The following is a 14,880-nucleotide window of genomic DNA, read 5'->3' on the forward strand; positions in this document are numbered from 1 at the left end:
TATATCAAAAAAGCAACTTTAAATCTTATTATTGGTATGCAACCAAAAGTTAGGACATATTATAAATAGACTACCTTAAAACTATATTTCGAAATTCTATCGGAATATGGTTTTTTATTATTTCAAATTTTTATAAAAATCTTCATCAACAGGCTCATACCATACATTTTCTTGTCCTTCTCCAGGAACCATAAATGCTAAGTGTGAGAACCATGAATCAGGAGCAGCTCCATGCCAGTGCTTAGTATTAGCTGGAACAAAGAAACTATCTCCTGGAAGTAATTCTACTGGATCTTGTCCTTTAAGTTGTACATATCCGCGTCCGCCAACTGCAATAAGCATTTGACCGCCACCTTTAGTAGCTTTATGTTCATGCCAATGATTAATTACACCAGGTTCAAAAGTAACATTATGAATTGGAAATGGAGCTTTAGTTACTTCTGCCAAATAGCTTTTTCCAGTAAAGTACTTAGCAAAGGCGTCATTTGATTCACCAATTGGGAAAATCATGCTATTTGCATAAGCAGATTTTTCATCTTCTACACTCTCATTTTCATTCCAAACTTCTTTTGCCAATCTAAATGCACTCCATGCAACTGGCCAACCTGCATAAAAAGCAGCATGAGTGATGATTGCAGCAATTTCCTTGCGAGTAACACCATTATTCTTAGCAGTTTGCAAATGATACTTAAGTGATGAATCAACTAATCCTCTACCAATAAATACTGAAATAGTAACAATTGAGCGAGTTTTTTGGCTAATATCATCATTTGCCCAATTTTCTCCAAATAATACATCATCATTAAAATGTGCAAATTGTGGTGCAAACTTTCCTAAACTATCACGACCTGCAGTTTGATGAATTTCTGTCATTATAAAACCTTCTTTTTATAAAATTTATTTACGTTTCTTTACAAAAATTAGTTTACATCCCTTTAGCACTAATTAAAAATACTAATAATTAATACTGCAGTATAAGTTTAAGTTATATTAAAACTAAAGATAATCATTATTTGATTAGCCCTACTAATATTATTTCAAATTATTTTCTTCAATCCAGCTATCAACTTGATTATCATTATTAAAAACCATTCCTTTTTTAATATTAACATTTTGATATCTGTTTTCCTTTATTGTTCTTTCGATATTTGATTGCGACCAGTCATAACTTGAACCTCCTGAAGTTGCAAACATAGCTAAAGTCTTGCAATTCAAATCAAGTTCATCAATAGTCTTAGCAATGAGACGTGGCGGAATTCCCCACCAGATAGGATGAGCTAAAATAATTGTGTCGTAATCTTGAATACTTGGCAAATCTTCAACAATATCTACTCGCCCATCGTGCATTTGCTTTTGTTCAACTGTGGCACGTGTTGTAGGAATAGTCCAATTCAAGTCTTCTGCTGTATAAGGAATCTTAGCTTTAATTTCATGCACATCTGCGTTTAGTTTTTGTGCTACTAAGTCAACATAATGTTTAGTATGATTTTGCGGTGAAAAGTACAAAAGTAATGTTTTGCTCATAAGTTACCTCTAAATTCTATAATGCGGAAAGCACTAATTATTATAAATTTGGTTATTATCCATTGGCGGTAAAAGAACTAAAATATATTTACGTAGCCAAAGACAAAAAAGCGGAACTCTTTTATCATGTGCAATTAACTGAGGATGATCTATATCTTTCTCTAGTTGACAAAGATGGGAATCAAATTTCTACAGATCCATCAATTAATGATTTTTATTTAAAAGCTGACAATCTTAAGTACGTTGCTGGTATTAAGTTAAAGCCTATAAATACATTTCAAGCTAAAAAATAAGCAAAGCATATCTATGATAAATTTTTATAGATATGCTTTGCTTTAATTTTATAATTATTTGGAAAAATTATAAAATTATTATCCACCTCCTCATTCTGCTCACTCCACTAGATTATCCATGCTATTATAGTGCCTTAGCAACAAAGCTAAAGAACCTTATTGCTATTGCAACAAAAGCACCTAGTGCTTCTTATTGGGTTTAACGTGATTTTACGTAAACTTTGCGGTTTGGACAATAGAATCTGCCGTGAGTTGCAGTTAAGCAGTCACGGTACATATGATAAGCTTTGTTAGTAAGATATTGACCGTCACCAAGTGGCAATTTACCACCTTTCTTAAGTTTCTTAAAATCGCTAACTTTCATGTATTGAACACTACTTGAGCCGAAATCAGTAACTTTATCCATTTTGTCAGTTGCCACTTCCCCGTTAGGGTGAATCATATAATACTTGACTCCTTTAATAGTAACCTTCTTTTTAGGTGTTAATAATGCTAAAGTTGTACCTTTTGAAAGATAACCTGCTGGGATTGGTGTTTTATAAGTTTTACCATTTTTCCACCATGCACCGTTTTCATCAATACCCATTTGGTCAACACTGTGTGCTAAAACAGGAATATTAGCCTTAGCAGTATAGATAGTAGGTGCATTGAAATTGCTTAATAGAGAACGAGCGTTATTTAATTGCGCAAAAAAAATATTATGTGACTTAACAACTGATGTTAAATGAGTCATATAACCAATATCACAATTACTTTTATATGGTTTTGTTGTTTCCCATCTTTTACCATCGTAAACTCTAGCATAAGGATTCCAAACCATAGTTGCTGCTTCTTTACCTTGTTTAGAAGTTAATTTTGCATTTTGGTCTGCATGAACCGTTTGAACTGCGTTAATGTTTGTACCAATTACTGTCATAGAACCTAATATTAAAGAACCTGCTAATGCTAATTTTGCTAATAATTTCATTTTAGTGAATCTCCTTTAATAACTTTATTAATTACATAGAAAACAGGATGCGTATTATAAAATTTATGTTGTAATATTTAATATTGAGAATTTAATATCTGTTTATTGCATAAGCTCGAATTGAGCTTATGCTTTTTTGGGCAATATTTGAAGCACTTGCTATGATTATCAATATATCAAGGGAGTGTTGGCGCAAAATCTGCATTTTTTACAACGTAATTTGTATCATCTATCCTTTATAATTTTATTAAATCGAATAGAAAGGAAGATGATAACGTTGGATGTTTTGTCCAAGACCAAGAATCGTAAACTTGGTCATCATTTTAAGAAAAAGTTTTTGATTGCGTCTATTGCATTAGTAACTTTAAGTACAATTGGTGCTTCTAGTATCGCAAGTGCGACTACTGTCAAGAAGTCTACTCTTGCAGCTGATGCTGAACGTTTTGGTAAAGATGTTACTGTTCTTCGAGGAACCTCCTTTCATCTCTGGATTTTTAAACACTATAGTAATTACGATAAAAATAACTTAATGATCGAATTGATAAATCTATAGTAGTAACTATATCCATGGTCTTCAATAAACTTGATTATAAACACTAACCTGTTTTCTTTGTAATTGTGATAATTTTACGACTTGAAGTGTTTTAATAACACTTCGATACAAATATTAGTCCATTAAATTCACTAAATCTACAAATTTTCGTATTCGAAAATTTATTTTTTCAAAAATACCTCAATTTTCCATTTTTAATACTTCTTCAAATATTTCTTCCGCATTATTGTCATGCTTAGAAATAACTGCAAAAATGACTTTAGATATTGAAGTAGGTTCTTCAAAAGTTTCTCTCCAAAGTTCAGCTACTTCTTGCGGACGAAAACCAAAAGCTCCAGCTCCCCATGCCCCTAATATCAAGACATCAACATGCTGATCTTCAGCAAGTTGCTTAACAAATTGCATTCTAGTTTTAAGTACTTCACAAGCTGTCTTATAAGAAACATTAGCCCTCCGAAAATTAGGAGCAGCGCAACTAATAATATCAACTTTGGCTACATCTTTGACTATTACATTGGGGATGTAAATAGCACGATCAAGATATAGTTCCTTATTTAAATGCGCACGATTAAATGTATAAAAATCATGAAAAGAAGAAATTATTTGAAAAAGATCGCTTCTATGACATAGCATTTCTTCTTGCGCTCTTGCTCCTACTAAATAACCTCCACCAGGATTTTTAAAGTCAGCAAAGCTTAATGCTGCAATTTTTTTATTTGGAAACTGTTTACGTGTTTCAACCATTGCTTGAGGCGTACCAATCGATTGATAAATAATCTCTGTATCTACTGTATCAGGATTGTTAAATTTATCTTTGTCACTTTCTTGGTAAACTGTACTATTAGCAATTGACTCGTTTATCTCTTTCTTCCACTTTTGTTCCATATCTTTAATTATGCTTCAAAGCCTGTAATGCATATTTATCAAAAAATCCCATGTTTACTTCTCTTTCCTTAAATAGTTAATTCTTTAACTACTTTATTATAATTAAATTGTAGAATACTTTATAGATTAATATTTTTGCATACAAAAAAGCTAAGACTTTACGTCTTAGCTTTTACCTATTATTTTTAATACATACATTAAACTAAATATCTCAACCAAAGTGAGCCATCATCAAACTTCTGTACAGTTTCAAGCTTCAATTTTACAGGCTTTTCATTTTCAGTTCGTCCATCAAATAAACCAGGCTGATTAATTCTACCATCAACTGCAGGACCCATTACTAAACTGACTTCATCAATTAATCCAGCTTGTAAAAATCCTCCATTAATTTTTCCACCACCTACAATAGCTACTCTTTCAATGTTAAATTCATCAGCTAAGATTTTCATTGCGCGAGTTAAATCAATTCTATTTTTTCCAGTTGCAATCCAAGATATTCCTTGCTTATTTAAGTAATCCACATATTCTTGACTTGCTTGTTCACTCATCAAAATCAAATGCGGCTTAATTGCATCGTGATCATTCCTCCACAACAAAGTACCATGAGTATCTGTAACAATTTCGAATTTATTTGAGTTGCTATTTTTCTTAAAAGCTTCATGTCCAATTGGAGTAGCGTCTTGTGCCTTAAACAAATCCCCATCAGTTAATTCAGTAGCAGCAGTAACTTTTCCGCTGATTCTTGTTGGGGCATCAATCTTATCTAGTGCTTCATAATAAGTATTGTTACCTGGAATTTGGGCAGTCATTCCGCAATCAATTCGCCCATCAATTGACATCATCATATGACAAATAATATAAGGTTTATTCATAATTTCAATCTCTTTCTATTAATGTTGAGTTTATTATAAAGAATATTTTTACTAATGATAAATACTTATTGATTCTGTTGAGCAATAGCTTTTAGTTATGCTAAAACAGTACTTATGCTAAACACTCCTATTAACAGAATATTCTAATACCAATTTTATATTTTAAATATAAATTGTATTAATAATATTTATTAAATTATTGATATTATTTATTATTCAAAAAATCTTCCCATCAGTTATAACTTAGCTGAAAAAATAGCGGAACAGTACGTTCCGCTATAATATAGTCTTAATTTATACTAAAAATAAAGATAGTATTATTCATAGTTGTTTTTGCAATTATACATTATTTTTCAGTAGCAAAATCTGCAATGTTAATTTTTTCTCTTTTAGCACCGCTATATTTGTATAAGAAAAATACACTCTTTTCATTATTATCCCATCCACTAGTTGGATAGTAGCCATTTTTATGGGCATATTTATGATAAAGACCAACCATTGGATAGTATCCCGGTCCATCAGAATAGCTTTGCGCCATTAAGCTAAAGATTTGCTGACCTTCTTGAGGAGTTATGTGATTAATATCTTTAACTTTAATCTTAGCTCCTTTTAGATTCTTTTTAACGAAATCAACTTGCCATTGTGCTTGCTCGACTAAAGCCATAGTAGGTATCTTTTTATTTAAAACATCTTGAGCATTCTTAATGGCATTATCATAAGTTGTACGATTAGCCCAAGTTTCTAAGCGATATTTATCACTCTTCTTTATACTATTTTCGTCAGCAATTGAGTCTTTTAATTTAGTTAATTGACTTTCACTTGCAACAGTATTAGCTGACTTTTCAGCACTAGATGCAGTGTTTATCGGTTTTAATTTAAGGCCCCTAATGTCAACATCACTAGCTTTAACATAAACATCATTGATGGCAGTATCAATTCCTGTATCCTCTGCTCCCCATTGTATGAAGATAGACTTTTCTAAATGGTAATAAAGGTCAGTTTGCTTAGTTTTAGAATTATAGATATATACAGCTTCATTAGCAGCTAAGTCATCCCCGTCATCGACTTTTAGAGTAGTTTTATCACCATTAAAATTATAGTAAACAGGATCTACACCTTTTTTAAAGCTGATTAAGCTATAATGTAAATCATTGTAACTTACATCTTCCAAATATTGCTTAGAGAGAACTGGACCACCATCTACATACCAGTCATATGGACCTGTAGTAGAATCAGGATATTCAGTAGATAATCCACTATCAATATAATCATTAGTTCCTGCTATATGATAATAAACCATTCGGTAATCACTTACGCCTTGTCTAATTGCTTGATCTACTTTAAGAGTTTTACCAGCCTTAACTACTTTATTAGTAGCTTGGAATTTATCATTTAAGTAATAAGTGTCTCTTGTAACAGTCACATCAATAGGTCCTTTGGTAAAAAGTGCCTTTCCATTTATAGTATTAATGTTATTTGCTTTGATATATTTATTTTTTGCAATTTTGAAAAACCACTTTTTACCAATTTTATAGTTTGGAATATGTCTAAGTTTAGTTTCTCCTACATTAGCATAGTAATAATATTGGCTTTTACCATCTTTAACTGAACCGTAGTAATTAGTTAAAGTACCGGCTTTCAAAGTAACTTTATTTGCGCGTTTTCCTTTATTGTTGTAGATGTAAGCATTATGCGAAATAAACATTACACCTTTACCATCTAATTTTGAAACATCAGAATTTTTAATATATTTCCCATTGCCAACGTTATAGTAAGTATATGGTGTTTTATAATATTTACTTTTAACTGTTAGTTTTATAGTACTTCCAGCAGGGAAATAGACCCTTTTATTACGAAAACTCTTCAATCGTTTTCCATTTTTATCATAAATATAGGAATTACGACTAACCTTAACAGATTTTTCTCCAATACCTTGAGTGTTGCTTGTCTTGATATAGCCACCATCACCTAAATAATAGAAGCTAGTATTTCCAATTATTACTTCATCTCCATAACCAGTATAGGGAATCTTTTCAGAATCATCATAAATGCTACTTTTAACTTTAAAAGTTTTATTTGCTAAAACTTTACTATTATAATCTTGAGAAAACTTACCATTCTTTCTAGTGTAGTAGCTAGCTGCAGCATAATCAGGAGCTGATTTTATTGTAATAGTTTGACTTTTTGCTTCAACCTGTTTTGAATTTATTGCAGCAGTAGGTACTAACAATAAAGCTGCTATTGAAGTGAAAAGAAACTTTTTATTAATTTTCATTATATTTCCCCTTTCATTTATTTAAGTTTCTACTAAAATAATTATATCTTATTTTTTCTGTGTTTTCTTATTTTGTACCCCTACTAAAAGTAGGTATGATTAAAGATAGGAGATGACAAAAATGAAAATGTACGTTGTTGATGCTTTTACTAAAGAACTATTTAAAGGCAATCCAGCTGCTGTTTGTATTGTAAATAAGTGGCCTAATGATGAATTAATGCGCAAGATTGCGATGGAAAATCGTTTTTCTGAGACTGCATTCACAATTAAAACGGATAATACTCATTATAAGTTACGTTGGTTTACACCTGGCGGTGAAATTGATCTATGCGGACACGCAACACTAGCAACTGCTTTTGTTGTATTTAACATGATTGGGGTTAAAGGGGATGCTCATAAGATTGTTTTTTCTACAAAAAGTGGTGATTTAATAGTTACTAAAAATGATGACCGCTATAAAATGAGTTTCCCATCTTATAATTTAAAGAAAATTCCAGTTACGAATGAGATGACCGATGCTTTTGGCAAAACTCCAATTGAAGCATATTTGGGTAGAGACTTGCTTTGCATTTTTGACGATGAAAATTTTGTCAAAAATATGAATCCTAATCAAGAAAAACTTGCTCACCTTCCTGGCTTATTGCAACATGCCACTGCTAAAGGAACAAAATTTGATTGTGTTTCAAGATCCTTTGCCCCAAAATTATCAGTTCCAGAAGATCCCGTTTGCGGAAGTGGCCATTGTCACATTATTCCATATTGGGCTAAACAGCTTAATAAAAATGATTTGGTTGCCTTTCAAGCATCCCCTCGCAGCGGAATCCTTTATTGCACTTATCTTGGAAAAGATACAATTCTTGCGGGAAATGCCGTTCTTTACTCAGAAGGAAAATTCAATATCTAAAATATAAAGCATATCAATGATTTATTAAATATCACTGATATGCTTTATTAATTATATATAAATATAATCACATAAATCTACTATCACCAAAATTAAATCCAGGCTTATCTTATTTTATAAGTTTTTTCTTGCTCATCATATTCAAAATTCCATTCTTTATCGGTAGATTGAATAACAATAGTCCGATAATTTGGTTTATAATCATGCTTACTCAAGATAACACTTGCTTCATTACCATTAACTTCAACCTGATATAAATTATATTCACCATCTTGATAGTTAAAATCTAACCCATTATCTTGATAATGTTCATATTTACCATGATCACCAAATAATCTAAAGGTCATTATTTTATCAGGCTCATCTGAAATGTGACTTACAACTTTTCCCCATGGCAAGATTGTATCTTTCTTAATAAACATTGGTAACTTATCAAGTGGAGCATCTATTAAGATGGTATTTTGACCAGCATATTCAACCCCACTCCAAAAGTCAATCCATTCTCCTTTTGGCAAATAAACTTGACGACTAGTCATTCCTTGATAAACAATCGGAGCTACCAAAATCTCATCTGAAACCATAAACTCATCGTTCAAGTCATAAACTTTTTCATCATCTTGATAATTAAGTACAAGTGGTCTCATAATTGGTAATCCATCTTTAGTTTCTTGATAATATAAATCATACAAATATGGAATAAAGTGATATCGTAAACGTAAATATTTACGATAAATTGATAAAGTTGGCTCTCCAAATACCCAAGGTTCTTGTGAACGAGTACCAAGTGCAGCATGGTTTCTAAATAATGGGCTAAACACAGCGCCTTCAATCCAGCGAGTTAAAAGTTCTGGTGTAGTATCCGCACCAAATCCACCAATATCAGTTCCTGCAAAGTTAAAACCACTCATTCCTAAGTTGCACAATTGTGGAATCATCATTTGCAAGTGTGGCCATAAACTTTGATTATCTCCTGTCCAAACTGTAGAATACTTTTGCGTTCCAGCGTAAGCAGCTCGCGTAATTACATATGGACGTTTGCCAGATGCATTTTTAACTCCTTCATAAGTAGCTTTTGCCATATTATGACCATACACATTATGCATTTTTTTATGAGTAGATTTATTATCTTCATCACTAAAGACAATATTTTTAGGAACTGGACCATCAAAGGAAGCCGGTTCATTCATATCATCCCAAATTCCAGCAACTCCCATATCAACTAAGTATTTACAATGCTTACTCCACCATTTACGAACTTCACTGCGACCAAAGTCAGGATAAGCAGCTTCTCCTGGCCATACCTTGTTAATATATACACTGCCGTCAGGATTAGTAACAAAGTAGCCCTTCTCTACACCTTCTTGATAAATATTATATTTATCATCTTTTTTGACTCCCGGATCAAGAATTGGCATTAATCTAAAACCCTTTTGACGCATTTTTTTAACAAAGTCAGCAGGCTTTTCATAAGAGTCATCCCTCCAAGTAAACACACGATAACCATCCATATAGTCAATATCCAAATGGATAACATCACATGGTAAATCGTATTTGCGTAAATTGTCTGCAATTTCTTCTACTTTTTCCTGACTGACACTATAGCCCCAACGAGATTGCTGATACCCTAGCATCCACTTCTGCGGCATTGGAACACGTCCTGTTAAATAAGTGTAGTTAGTTACGACTTCTGCTAAAGACTCCCCACCAATAATGTAGTAGTCAATATTGCCATCTTCTGCAGAATAATAGTAATAATTGTTACTTTCTTTACCTAAATCAATGTGACTTCTATAAGTATTATCAAAGAATAATCCATAAGGATGTCCATTTTTAAGTCCAAATAAAACAGGAATTGATTTATAGAGTTGTTCAAAACTTTCAACATGTGGATTAGGGTCATCTGTATTCCAATTGCTATATGCATAATGTCGTTTATCTAAATAGCCTGTCTTATCACCTAATCCATAAAAATGCTCATTTGCAGCAAGTGACTTTACAAGTTCGTAATAACCTTTTCCATCAGCATCTTTATCTGTCATTTCATGACCTTCAGAAGAAGCTAGTTTTTTATGAGCTTCATCCATTACTTGACGGTCGATTGGGATGCGTTTAGCCATATAATCCAAAATTAATGGATTATCCTGTTCATCATAAACATCGAGTTTGCAATTATCATATGCCTTCACTGTTAATTTTGCAGTTTTAATTTCTAAGTGATCGCCACAATCTTTAATGCTATAATCTGTCGCAATTGTTTTATCTCCTTCAATAGCATATGAATTGGTGGTATAACCTCTATCTTCAAATACTCTAATAATTTCTGGAGTAATAATAAAAAGTGAAATCGTTTTTTCCTCATAATTTAAAATTACTTCTTGATTATTTTGTGTAAAGTCCATTAATTTATTACTCATTTTTAGTTACCTCTTGAGTGATGATTAACATTATTTTCATTTATCTATGGTTATAGGTTACCACTAATTGCAAACGTTTACAAACTCATGATATAAATAAGTTAAACGTTTACATTTTAGCAAAAATACCTTATGCTAAATATATAATTAAAAAGATAAAACGAGGCATAGAAAATGAAAGCAACAATCAAAGATATTGCTCATGAATCAGGTTTTTCAATTGCGACAGTTTCTCGAGTACTTAATAATGCAAATGCTTCATATAGTTCAAAAACTGCCAAAAAAATAAAAAAAGCAGCCCAAAAACTTGGCTATCATAAAAATAACATTGCCGCCAGCTTAGTTAAACAAACTAGTACTACAATTGCAGTTATCATTAACAGTGTTAAAACTAATTTTTCATTCGAGATTCTAAATGGAATTCAAAAAGAAGCAGATAAAAATCATTATAGTGTAATTATTTTATATGCAGGAAATAGAAGTGATGATTTAACTAAACAAGCCATTGAAACAGCAATAGATAGAGCAGTAAGTGGGATTTTACTTGTTGCAATTCAACTTAATCAAGAAAATATCAATCTTTTAAATGAATCTCGTACGCCATATCTCTACGTTTCTACTCATCCAAATAATCCTACAAAAAAGTTTGTCAGTTCCGATAATCATTTAATCACAGAAACTGCTGTTGATTATCTAGTTAATGAAGGGCATAAAAAAATCGGGCTTGTAGGAATAGACCATCATACTACCGGAAAAGAACGACTTGCTGGCTATAAAACTAAAATGTCTATTAACAAACTTCCAATTGATAAAGAATTTATTCAATATGGTGACTATAGCTATGAAAGTGGACAAAAAATTATGAAAGAAATCGCTCCTTTGATAAAAGATGGTCACCTAACTGCCGTGATTGCAGCTAGCGACATGATTGGAGCAGGATTAATAAAAGGTGCAAAAAAAGAAAAAGTTTCAATTCCGAATGATCTTTCTATCGTTTCAATTGATGGAACTTATATTTGTGAAATAACTTCACCGGAGTTAACTAGTATTACACAAGATTTCACACAAATCGGCATATTAAGTGTACAATCACTTTTAAAAACAAAAGATTCAAAATTTGTTCCTATTAAGCTTATCAAAAGAGAAAGCATCCTACATATATAATATTTATGATAAACATTATATTGCTTATATATAATATAAAAAGCGAAAACTGTTACTATTATCCAGCTTTCGCTTTTTCATTTATTCAAATTCATCTTCTATCTCGTTTGAATTAAAGTATTGTTTTAAATCATCTACTAAAGAATAAGCTAAAAGAAACAAAACAACCTTTATCCACGAATGGGTCCATTGATAAGCAAAATAAATTACTCCCAATGTAATAGACGAAATAAAGAATAATGCAAATATTGTCATACCTGTTCCATATTCAGCCGCAATATCTTTAATACTTTTAATCTTATTCTTCTTTCTTAAACTTCTATAATTTTTACTAAATCTAATAAAAAACGTAAATTAACTAATAAAAGCCTTTAGAATAAGGGTTATAGACCCCTTAAATAAAATTTTGTTACCTTTTTTTGTTCCTAACCGTTAATAAACTATATTTAATTAAAATTACATACCCATAATTTTAGCAAACTTTGAAGCTGTTTCTGTTTTCTGCTCATTGGTTAAGTGGGTGTAAATATCCATAGTCATATTAATTGAAGCGTGTCCGAGTCTGGTTTGTATTTCTTTCATAGAAGCGCCACTTTCAAATAATATACTTGCGTGAGTATGTCTAAAACCATGCGCACCTATATATTTAAGTCCTGCATTATCTGCAATTTGTTTGCTCCAATATCTTACAGTAGACCCGTTCTCTATACCATACTTATAATTTGGAAAAATAAGTTGGTTATTATCGAATGGGTTTAAACTTAACAAAATTAAATCGTGGTGTTGCTCTTTTCTCCATTCGGCTAAATAATTCATTGTTTGTTCATCTATGCTAATGGTTCTATAACCTGCCATTGTTTTCGGTGTTGATATTATTAAACCCCGTTTACTAGGAGAAATAGTCTTAGAAATCTTAATAGTGTTATTTTGAAAATCAATATCCGACCAGTTCAGCGCTAAAACCTCACCTATTCGCATTCCTGAAAAGGATAATAACCTAAATAGAACAAATTTCTTAAAGTTTTCTTGTTTGGCCACTTTTAAAAATTGCTTTAATTCTGCCACGGTGTAGAATCTAAGCTTTTTTTGTTTGCGTTGCTTTCTGTGTGGCTTAATTATTCGCTTAACTGGGTTAGAGTCTATCAAATCCAAGTTAACCGCATAACTTAAGCATTTAGAAGCATAATTATATAAATATTTAGTTGTATTATAACTATGCTTATTACTCCATTTATTTACTATTTTCTGACACATTAAAGGAGTTAAACGATCTAAATAGATATTGCCTAAATCCTTTAGAATGTAATTATTAAAATAGCCTTTAGTACTAATAGCTGTTGACTCTTTTACATCCTGCTCATAAATTGGAAACCATAATTTATATAAATCAATGAACTTTAAACGTTTATTTTTTTCATTGGTTAAAGTACCATTTTCTAACTTCTTAACAACTAAGTTATAAGCTTTTTCAGCTTCTTCATAGGTCTTGAAGCCTGTTTTTCTTACTTGGATAGAGTTACCAGTAGTTTCATCTTTACCAGCGTACACCGCAAACTTAAAGCGTTTCTTACCTTTACCTGTTTTGTATTCTTTGATTTTTGACATTTTTAATACCTCTTTTTGCTACTAGGCACATAAACGAGCTAATCAAAGGTATTTAATTATTACATCCCTTAGCAGGGATGTTTTTATTTTAGTTAAAAGCGTAAACAATAAAATTAAAGGCTTAATTACTATTATTAATTTTAATTTCTCCTATTTTCTGTTTTGCTTCAGTAAGTATATTTACTATTTCTTCATAAGTCTTTTCATCCATATCATCTTTAACTTTTATGTGGTTAATGTTAAATGGATTTTTTTGTGGCTCTAAAAAAGCGTTATGAACGTTGTTTATTAAATTAGTTAATTGAAATACTAATTTATGTTGTACACCTTGAGTAGTCGAATATGAAAAATGATCTAAACTTTTAACGGCTTCTCCTATTTGATGTTGAATGTCAGTTCTTGGGTCAAGTCTGCCAGTTTCTTTTAATCTATTAATTTCTTTTTTTATTTGTTTTACTGAATATCCGGTATTTTTTGCCCATTCATCCCATCCATCTTTATCATTTGATAAACCCATTAAGTATGAAGTTGGAACATTAAAAAAACTAGCTAATTTATCCCATGTTTCTATTTTAGGTTCACGTTCTCCACGTTCATAACGTGAAATAGTCATATTAGTAACATTTATACTTTTAGCTACCTGCTCAAGAGTGTAACCTTTTTCTTTTCTTAATTGTCTTATTCGATTCATTTTTCTTATTCCTTTTAAATTAATATTAGTTTATTTAATAATAACACACATTAACCATGTTGGTTATTTTTTATTGACTTTCATCCAAAACGGTTATATTATATAAAATAACCAAAACGGTTAGGAGGTGATAAAAATGCAATTAACAGATAAACAAGTTCTTGCAATCAAAAGAAAACGTGGCGAACTTGATTACTCTATTAGTATGTTAGCTAATACTGTAAATATCGACCGTCATACTTTGTCTAAAGTTTTAAAAAATGGTCAAAGAAAAGTTAATAAACCCACTTTTGAAAAGCTTAATAATTGGCTTATTGACCAGTACACAAATGTTTAATAACTAAAACATCCCTGTAAGGAGGTGGTAACACTAATAACCAAACTTAATAAAGGAGGTGCAAAACATGCAGGTTATTTTAGATCAAGAACAACAAAAACAAATTCAAGAATTAATTAACGCTGGCATTGCTAAAGCCGTAAAGCAAGCAACCGACCAGCGCCCATATTTAACCCGTGCAGGTATCGCTAAATATATGGGTGTAAGTCCTGATACTATAACCCACTGGGCTAACATGGGTATGCCTGTTGCTGTCTTAAGTGATGGGCGCAAGTTGTACGGCAAGGAGTCTATAACTCAATGGTTAAAGACTAAAGAAGTGCAACAAAAAAAGCCCTTAACTGGGATAACAGTCAAGGACTAAAAAACATTAGTAAAAATAATATTAGAGCCATT

At 31.4% G+C, this 14,880-nt stretch carries 15 protein-coding genes; 6 read left to right on the forward strand and 9 right to left on the reverse strand.

All coding sequences use genetic code 11. The features are described 5' to 3' along the window. Positions 1 to 117 precede the first annotated feature (117 nt). Complete coding sequence (locus tag ACTHPI_RS02075) at positions 118 to 873, reverse strand: carboxymuconolactone decarboxylase family protein (protein WP_445352523.1); 756 nt, start codon at positions 871 to 873, stop codon at positions 118 to 120. A 159-nt stretch (positions 874 to 1,032) separates the two neighbouring features. Then, positions 1,033 to 1,524 (reverse strand): flavodoxin, encoded by a 492-nt coding sequence (locus tag ACTHPI_RS02080; protein WP_445352524.1) that lies wholly within the window; start codon positions 1,522 to 1,524, stop codon positions 1,033 to 1,035. A 62-nt stretch (positions 1,525 to 1,586) separates the two neighbouring features. Between ACTHPI_RS02080 and ACTHPI_RS02085 the strand changes: the two genes are divergently transcribed. After that, on the forward strand, positions 1,587 to 1,817 hold the full coding sequence (locus tag ACTHPI_RS02085) for a hypothetical protein (protein ID WP_445352525.1): 231 nt from the start codon (positions 1,587 to 1,589) through the stop codon (positions 1,815 to 1,817). Positions 1,818 to 2,016: 199 nt separating this feature from the next. Here ACTHPI_RS02085 and ACTHPI_RS02090 read toward each other — a convergent pair whose 3' ends face one another. After that, positions 2,017 to 2,784 (reverse strand): hypothetical protein, encoded by a 768-nt coding sequence (locus ACTHPI_RS02090; protein WP_445352526.1) that lies wholly within the window; start codon positions 2,782 to 2,784, stop codon positions 2,017 to 2,019. Between the two features lie 277 nt (positions 2,785 to 3,061). Here ACTHPI_RS02090 and ACTHPI_RS02095 point away from each other — a divergent pair, with 277 nt between their 5' ends. Next, positions 3,062 to 3,337: a hypothetical protein gene (locus tag ACTHPI_RS02095; protein ID WP_445352527.1), complete on the forward strand. Its 276-nt coding sequence runs from the start codon at positions 3,062 to 3,064 to the stop codon at positions 3,335 to 3,337. Between the two features lie 180 nt (positions 3,338 to 3,517). Here the strand turns inward: ACTHPI_RS02095 and ACTHPI_RS02100 are convergent, their stop codons facing one another. The 3 genes from ACTHPI_RS02100 to ACTHPI_RS02110 all read right to left on the reverse strand — a co-directional run bounded on the left by ACTHPI_RS02100 (position 3,518) and on the right by ACTHPI_RS02110 (position 7,369). Next, positions 3,518 to 4,222 carry a TIGR02452 family protein gene (locus ACTHPI_RS02100; RefSeq protein WP_445352528.1) on the reverse strand — a complete coding sequence of 235 codons (705 nt, stop codon included), beginning with the start codon at positions 4,220 to 4,222 and terminating at the stop codon, positions 3,518 to 3,520. A gap of 197 nt (positions 4,223 to 4,419) precedes the next feature. Then, positions 4,420 to 5,094, reverse strand: a complete 675-nt coding sequence (locus ACTHPI_RS02105) for a dihydrofolate reductase family protein (RefSeq protein ID WP_445352529.1) — start codon at positions 5,092 to 5,094, stop codon at positions 4,420 to 4,422. A gap of 346 nt (positions 5,095 to 5,440) precedes the next feature. Next, positions 5,441 to 7,369 (reverse strand): SLAP domain-containing protein, encoded by a 1,929-nt coding sequence (locus tag ACTHPI_RS02110; protein WP_445352530.1) that lies wholly within the window; start codon positions 7,367 to 7,369, stop codon positions 5,441 to 5,443. Positions 7,370 to 7,490: 121 nt separating this feature from the next. On the opposite strand from ACTHPI_RS02110, the gene ACTHPI_RS02115 reads away from it, so the two are divergent. After that, entirely contained in the window at positions 7,491 to 8,273 is a 783-nt protein-coding gene (locus tag ACTHPI_RS02115; protein ID WP_445352531.1) for a PhzF family phenazine biosynthesis protein, read from the forward strand. Positions 8,274 to 8,377: 104 nt separating this feature from the next. On the opposite strand, the gene ACTHPI_RS02120 is transcribed toward ACTHPI_RS02115, so the two are convergent. Then, on the reverse strand, positions 8,378 to 10,687 hold the full coding sequence (locus ACTHPI_RS02120; protein ID WP_445352532.1) for a glycoside hydrolase family 31 protein: 2,310 nt from the start codon (positions 10,685 to 10,687) through the stop codon (positions 8,378 to 8,380). Positions 10,688 to 10,861: 174 nt separating this feature from the next. Here ACTHPI_RS02120 and ACTHPI_RS02125 point away from each other — a divergent pair, with 174 nt between their 5' ends. Next, positions 10,862 to 11,851 (forward strand): LacI family DNA-binding transcriptional regulator, encoded by a 990-nt coding sequence (locus ACTHPI_RS02125; protein ID WP_445352533.1) that lies wholly within the window; start codon positions 10,862 to 10,864, stop codon positions 11,849 to 11,851. A 456-nt stretch (positions 11,852 to 12,307) separates the two neighbouring features. On the opposite strand, the gene ACTHPI_RS02130 is transcribed toward ACTHPI_RS02125, so the two are convergent. Both ACTHPI_RS02130 and ACTHPI_RS02135 read right to left on the reverse strand, forming a co-directional pair. Further along, positions 12,308 to 13,456, reverse strand: coding sequence for a tyrosine-type recombinase/integrase (locus ACTHPI_RS02130; RefSeq protein ID WP_445352534.1), 1,149 nt, complete (start codon positions 13,454 to 13,456; stop codon positions 12,308 to 12,310). 121 nt (positions 13,457 to 13,577) lie between these two features. After that, positions 13,578 to 14,147 carry a helix-turn-helix domain-containing protein gene (locus ACTHPI_RS02135; RefSeq protein ID WP_445352535.1) on the reverse strand — a complete coding sequence of 190 codons (570 nt, stop codon included), beginning with the start codon at positions 14,145 to 14,147 and terminating at the stop codon, positions 13,578 to 13,580. A 136-nt stretch (positions 14,148 to 14,283) separates the two neighbouring features. On the opposite strand from ACTHPI_RS02135, the gene ACTHPI_RS02140 reads away from it, so the two are divergent. Further along, positions 14,284 to 14,484: an XRE family transcriptional regulator gene (locus ACTHPI_RS02140; protein WP_445352536.1), complete on the forward strand. Its 201-nt coding sequence runs from the start codon at positions 14,284 to 14,286 to the stop codon at positions 14,482 to 14,484. A 67-nt stretch (positions 14,485 to 14,551) separates the two neighbouring features. Further along, entirely contained in the window at positions 14,552 to 14,848 is a 297-nt protein-coding gene (locus ACTHPI_RS02145; RefSeq protein ID WP_445352537.1) for a DNA-binding protein, read from the forward strand. Positions 14,849 to 14,880: the final 32 nt, after the last annotated feature.

The sequence above is a fragment of the Lactobacillus sp. PSON genome (genome assembly GCF_052615405.1).

What these genes read in the sequence shown, in the direction of transcription:
- ACTHPI_RS02075 (WP_445352523.1), bottom strand. Translation starts at nt 873, where the DNA reads ATGACAGAAATTCATCAAACTGCAGGTCGTGATAGTTTAGGAAAGTTT.
- ACTHPI_RS02080 (WP_445352524.1), bottom strand. Translation starts at nt 1,524, where the DNA reads ATGAGCAAAACATTACTTTTGTACTTTTCACCGCAAAATCATACTAAA.
- ACTHPI_RS02090 (WP_445352526.1), bottom strand. Translation starts at nt 2,784, where the DNA reads ATGAAATTATTAGCAAAATTAGCATTAGCAGGTTCTTTAATATTAGGT.
- ACTHPI_RS02100 (WP_445352528.1), bottom strand. Translation starts at nt 4,222, where the DNA reads ATGGAACAAAAGTGGAAGAAAGAGATAAACGAGTCAATTGCTAATAGT.
- ACTHPI_RS02105 (WP_445352529.1), bottom strand. Translation starts at nt 5,094, where the DNA reads ATGAATAAACCTTATATTATTTGTCATATGATGATGTCAATTGATGGG.
- ACTHPI_RS02110 (WP_445352530.1), bottom strand. Translation starts at nt 7,369, where the DNA reads ATGAAAATTAATAAAAAGTTTCTTTTCACTTCAATAGCAGCTTTATTG.
- ACTHPI_RS02115 (WP_445352531.1), top strand. Translation starts at nt 7,491, where the DNA reads ATGAAAATGTACGTTGTTGATGCTTTTACTAAAGAACTATTTAAAGGC.
- ACTHPI_RS02120 (WP_445352532.1), bottom strand. Translation starts at nt 10,687, where the DNA reads ATGAGTAATAAATTAATGGACTTTACACAAAATAATCAAGAAGTAATT.
- ACTHPI_RS02125 (WP_445352533.1), top strand. Translation starts at nt 10,862, where the DNA reads ATGAAAGCAACAATCAAAGATATTGCTCATGAATCAGGTTTTTCAATT.
- ACTHPI_RS02130 (WP_445352534.1), bottom strand. Translation starts at nt 13,456, where the DNA reads ATGTCAAAAATCAAAGAATACAAAACAGGTAAAGGTAAGAAACGCTTT.
- ACTHPI_RS02135 (WP_445352535.1), bottom strand. Translation starts at nt 14,147, where the DNA reads ATGAATCGAATAAGACAATTAAGAAAAGAAAAAGGTTACACTCTTGAG.
- ACTHPI_RS02140 (WP_445352536.1), top strand. Translation starts at nt 14,284, where the DNA reads ATGCAATTAACAGATAAACAAGTTCTTGCAATCAAAAGAAAACGTGGC.
- ACTHPI_RS02145 (WP_445352537.1), top strand. Translation starts at nt 14,552, where the DNA reads ATGCAGGTTATTTTAGATCAAGAACAACAAAAACAAATTCAAGAATTA.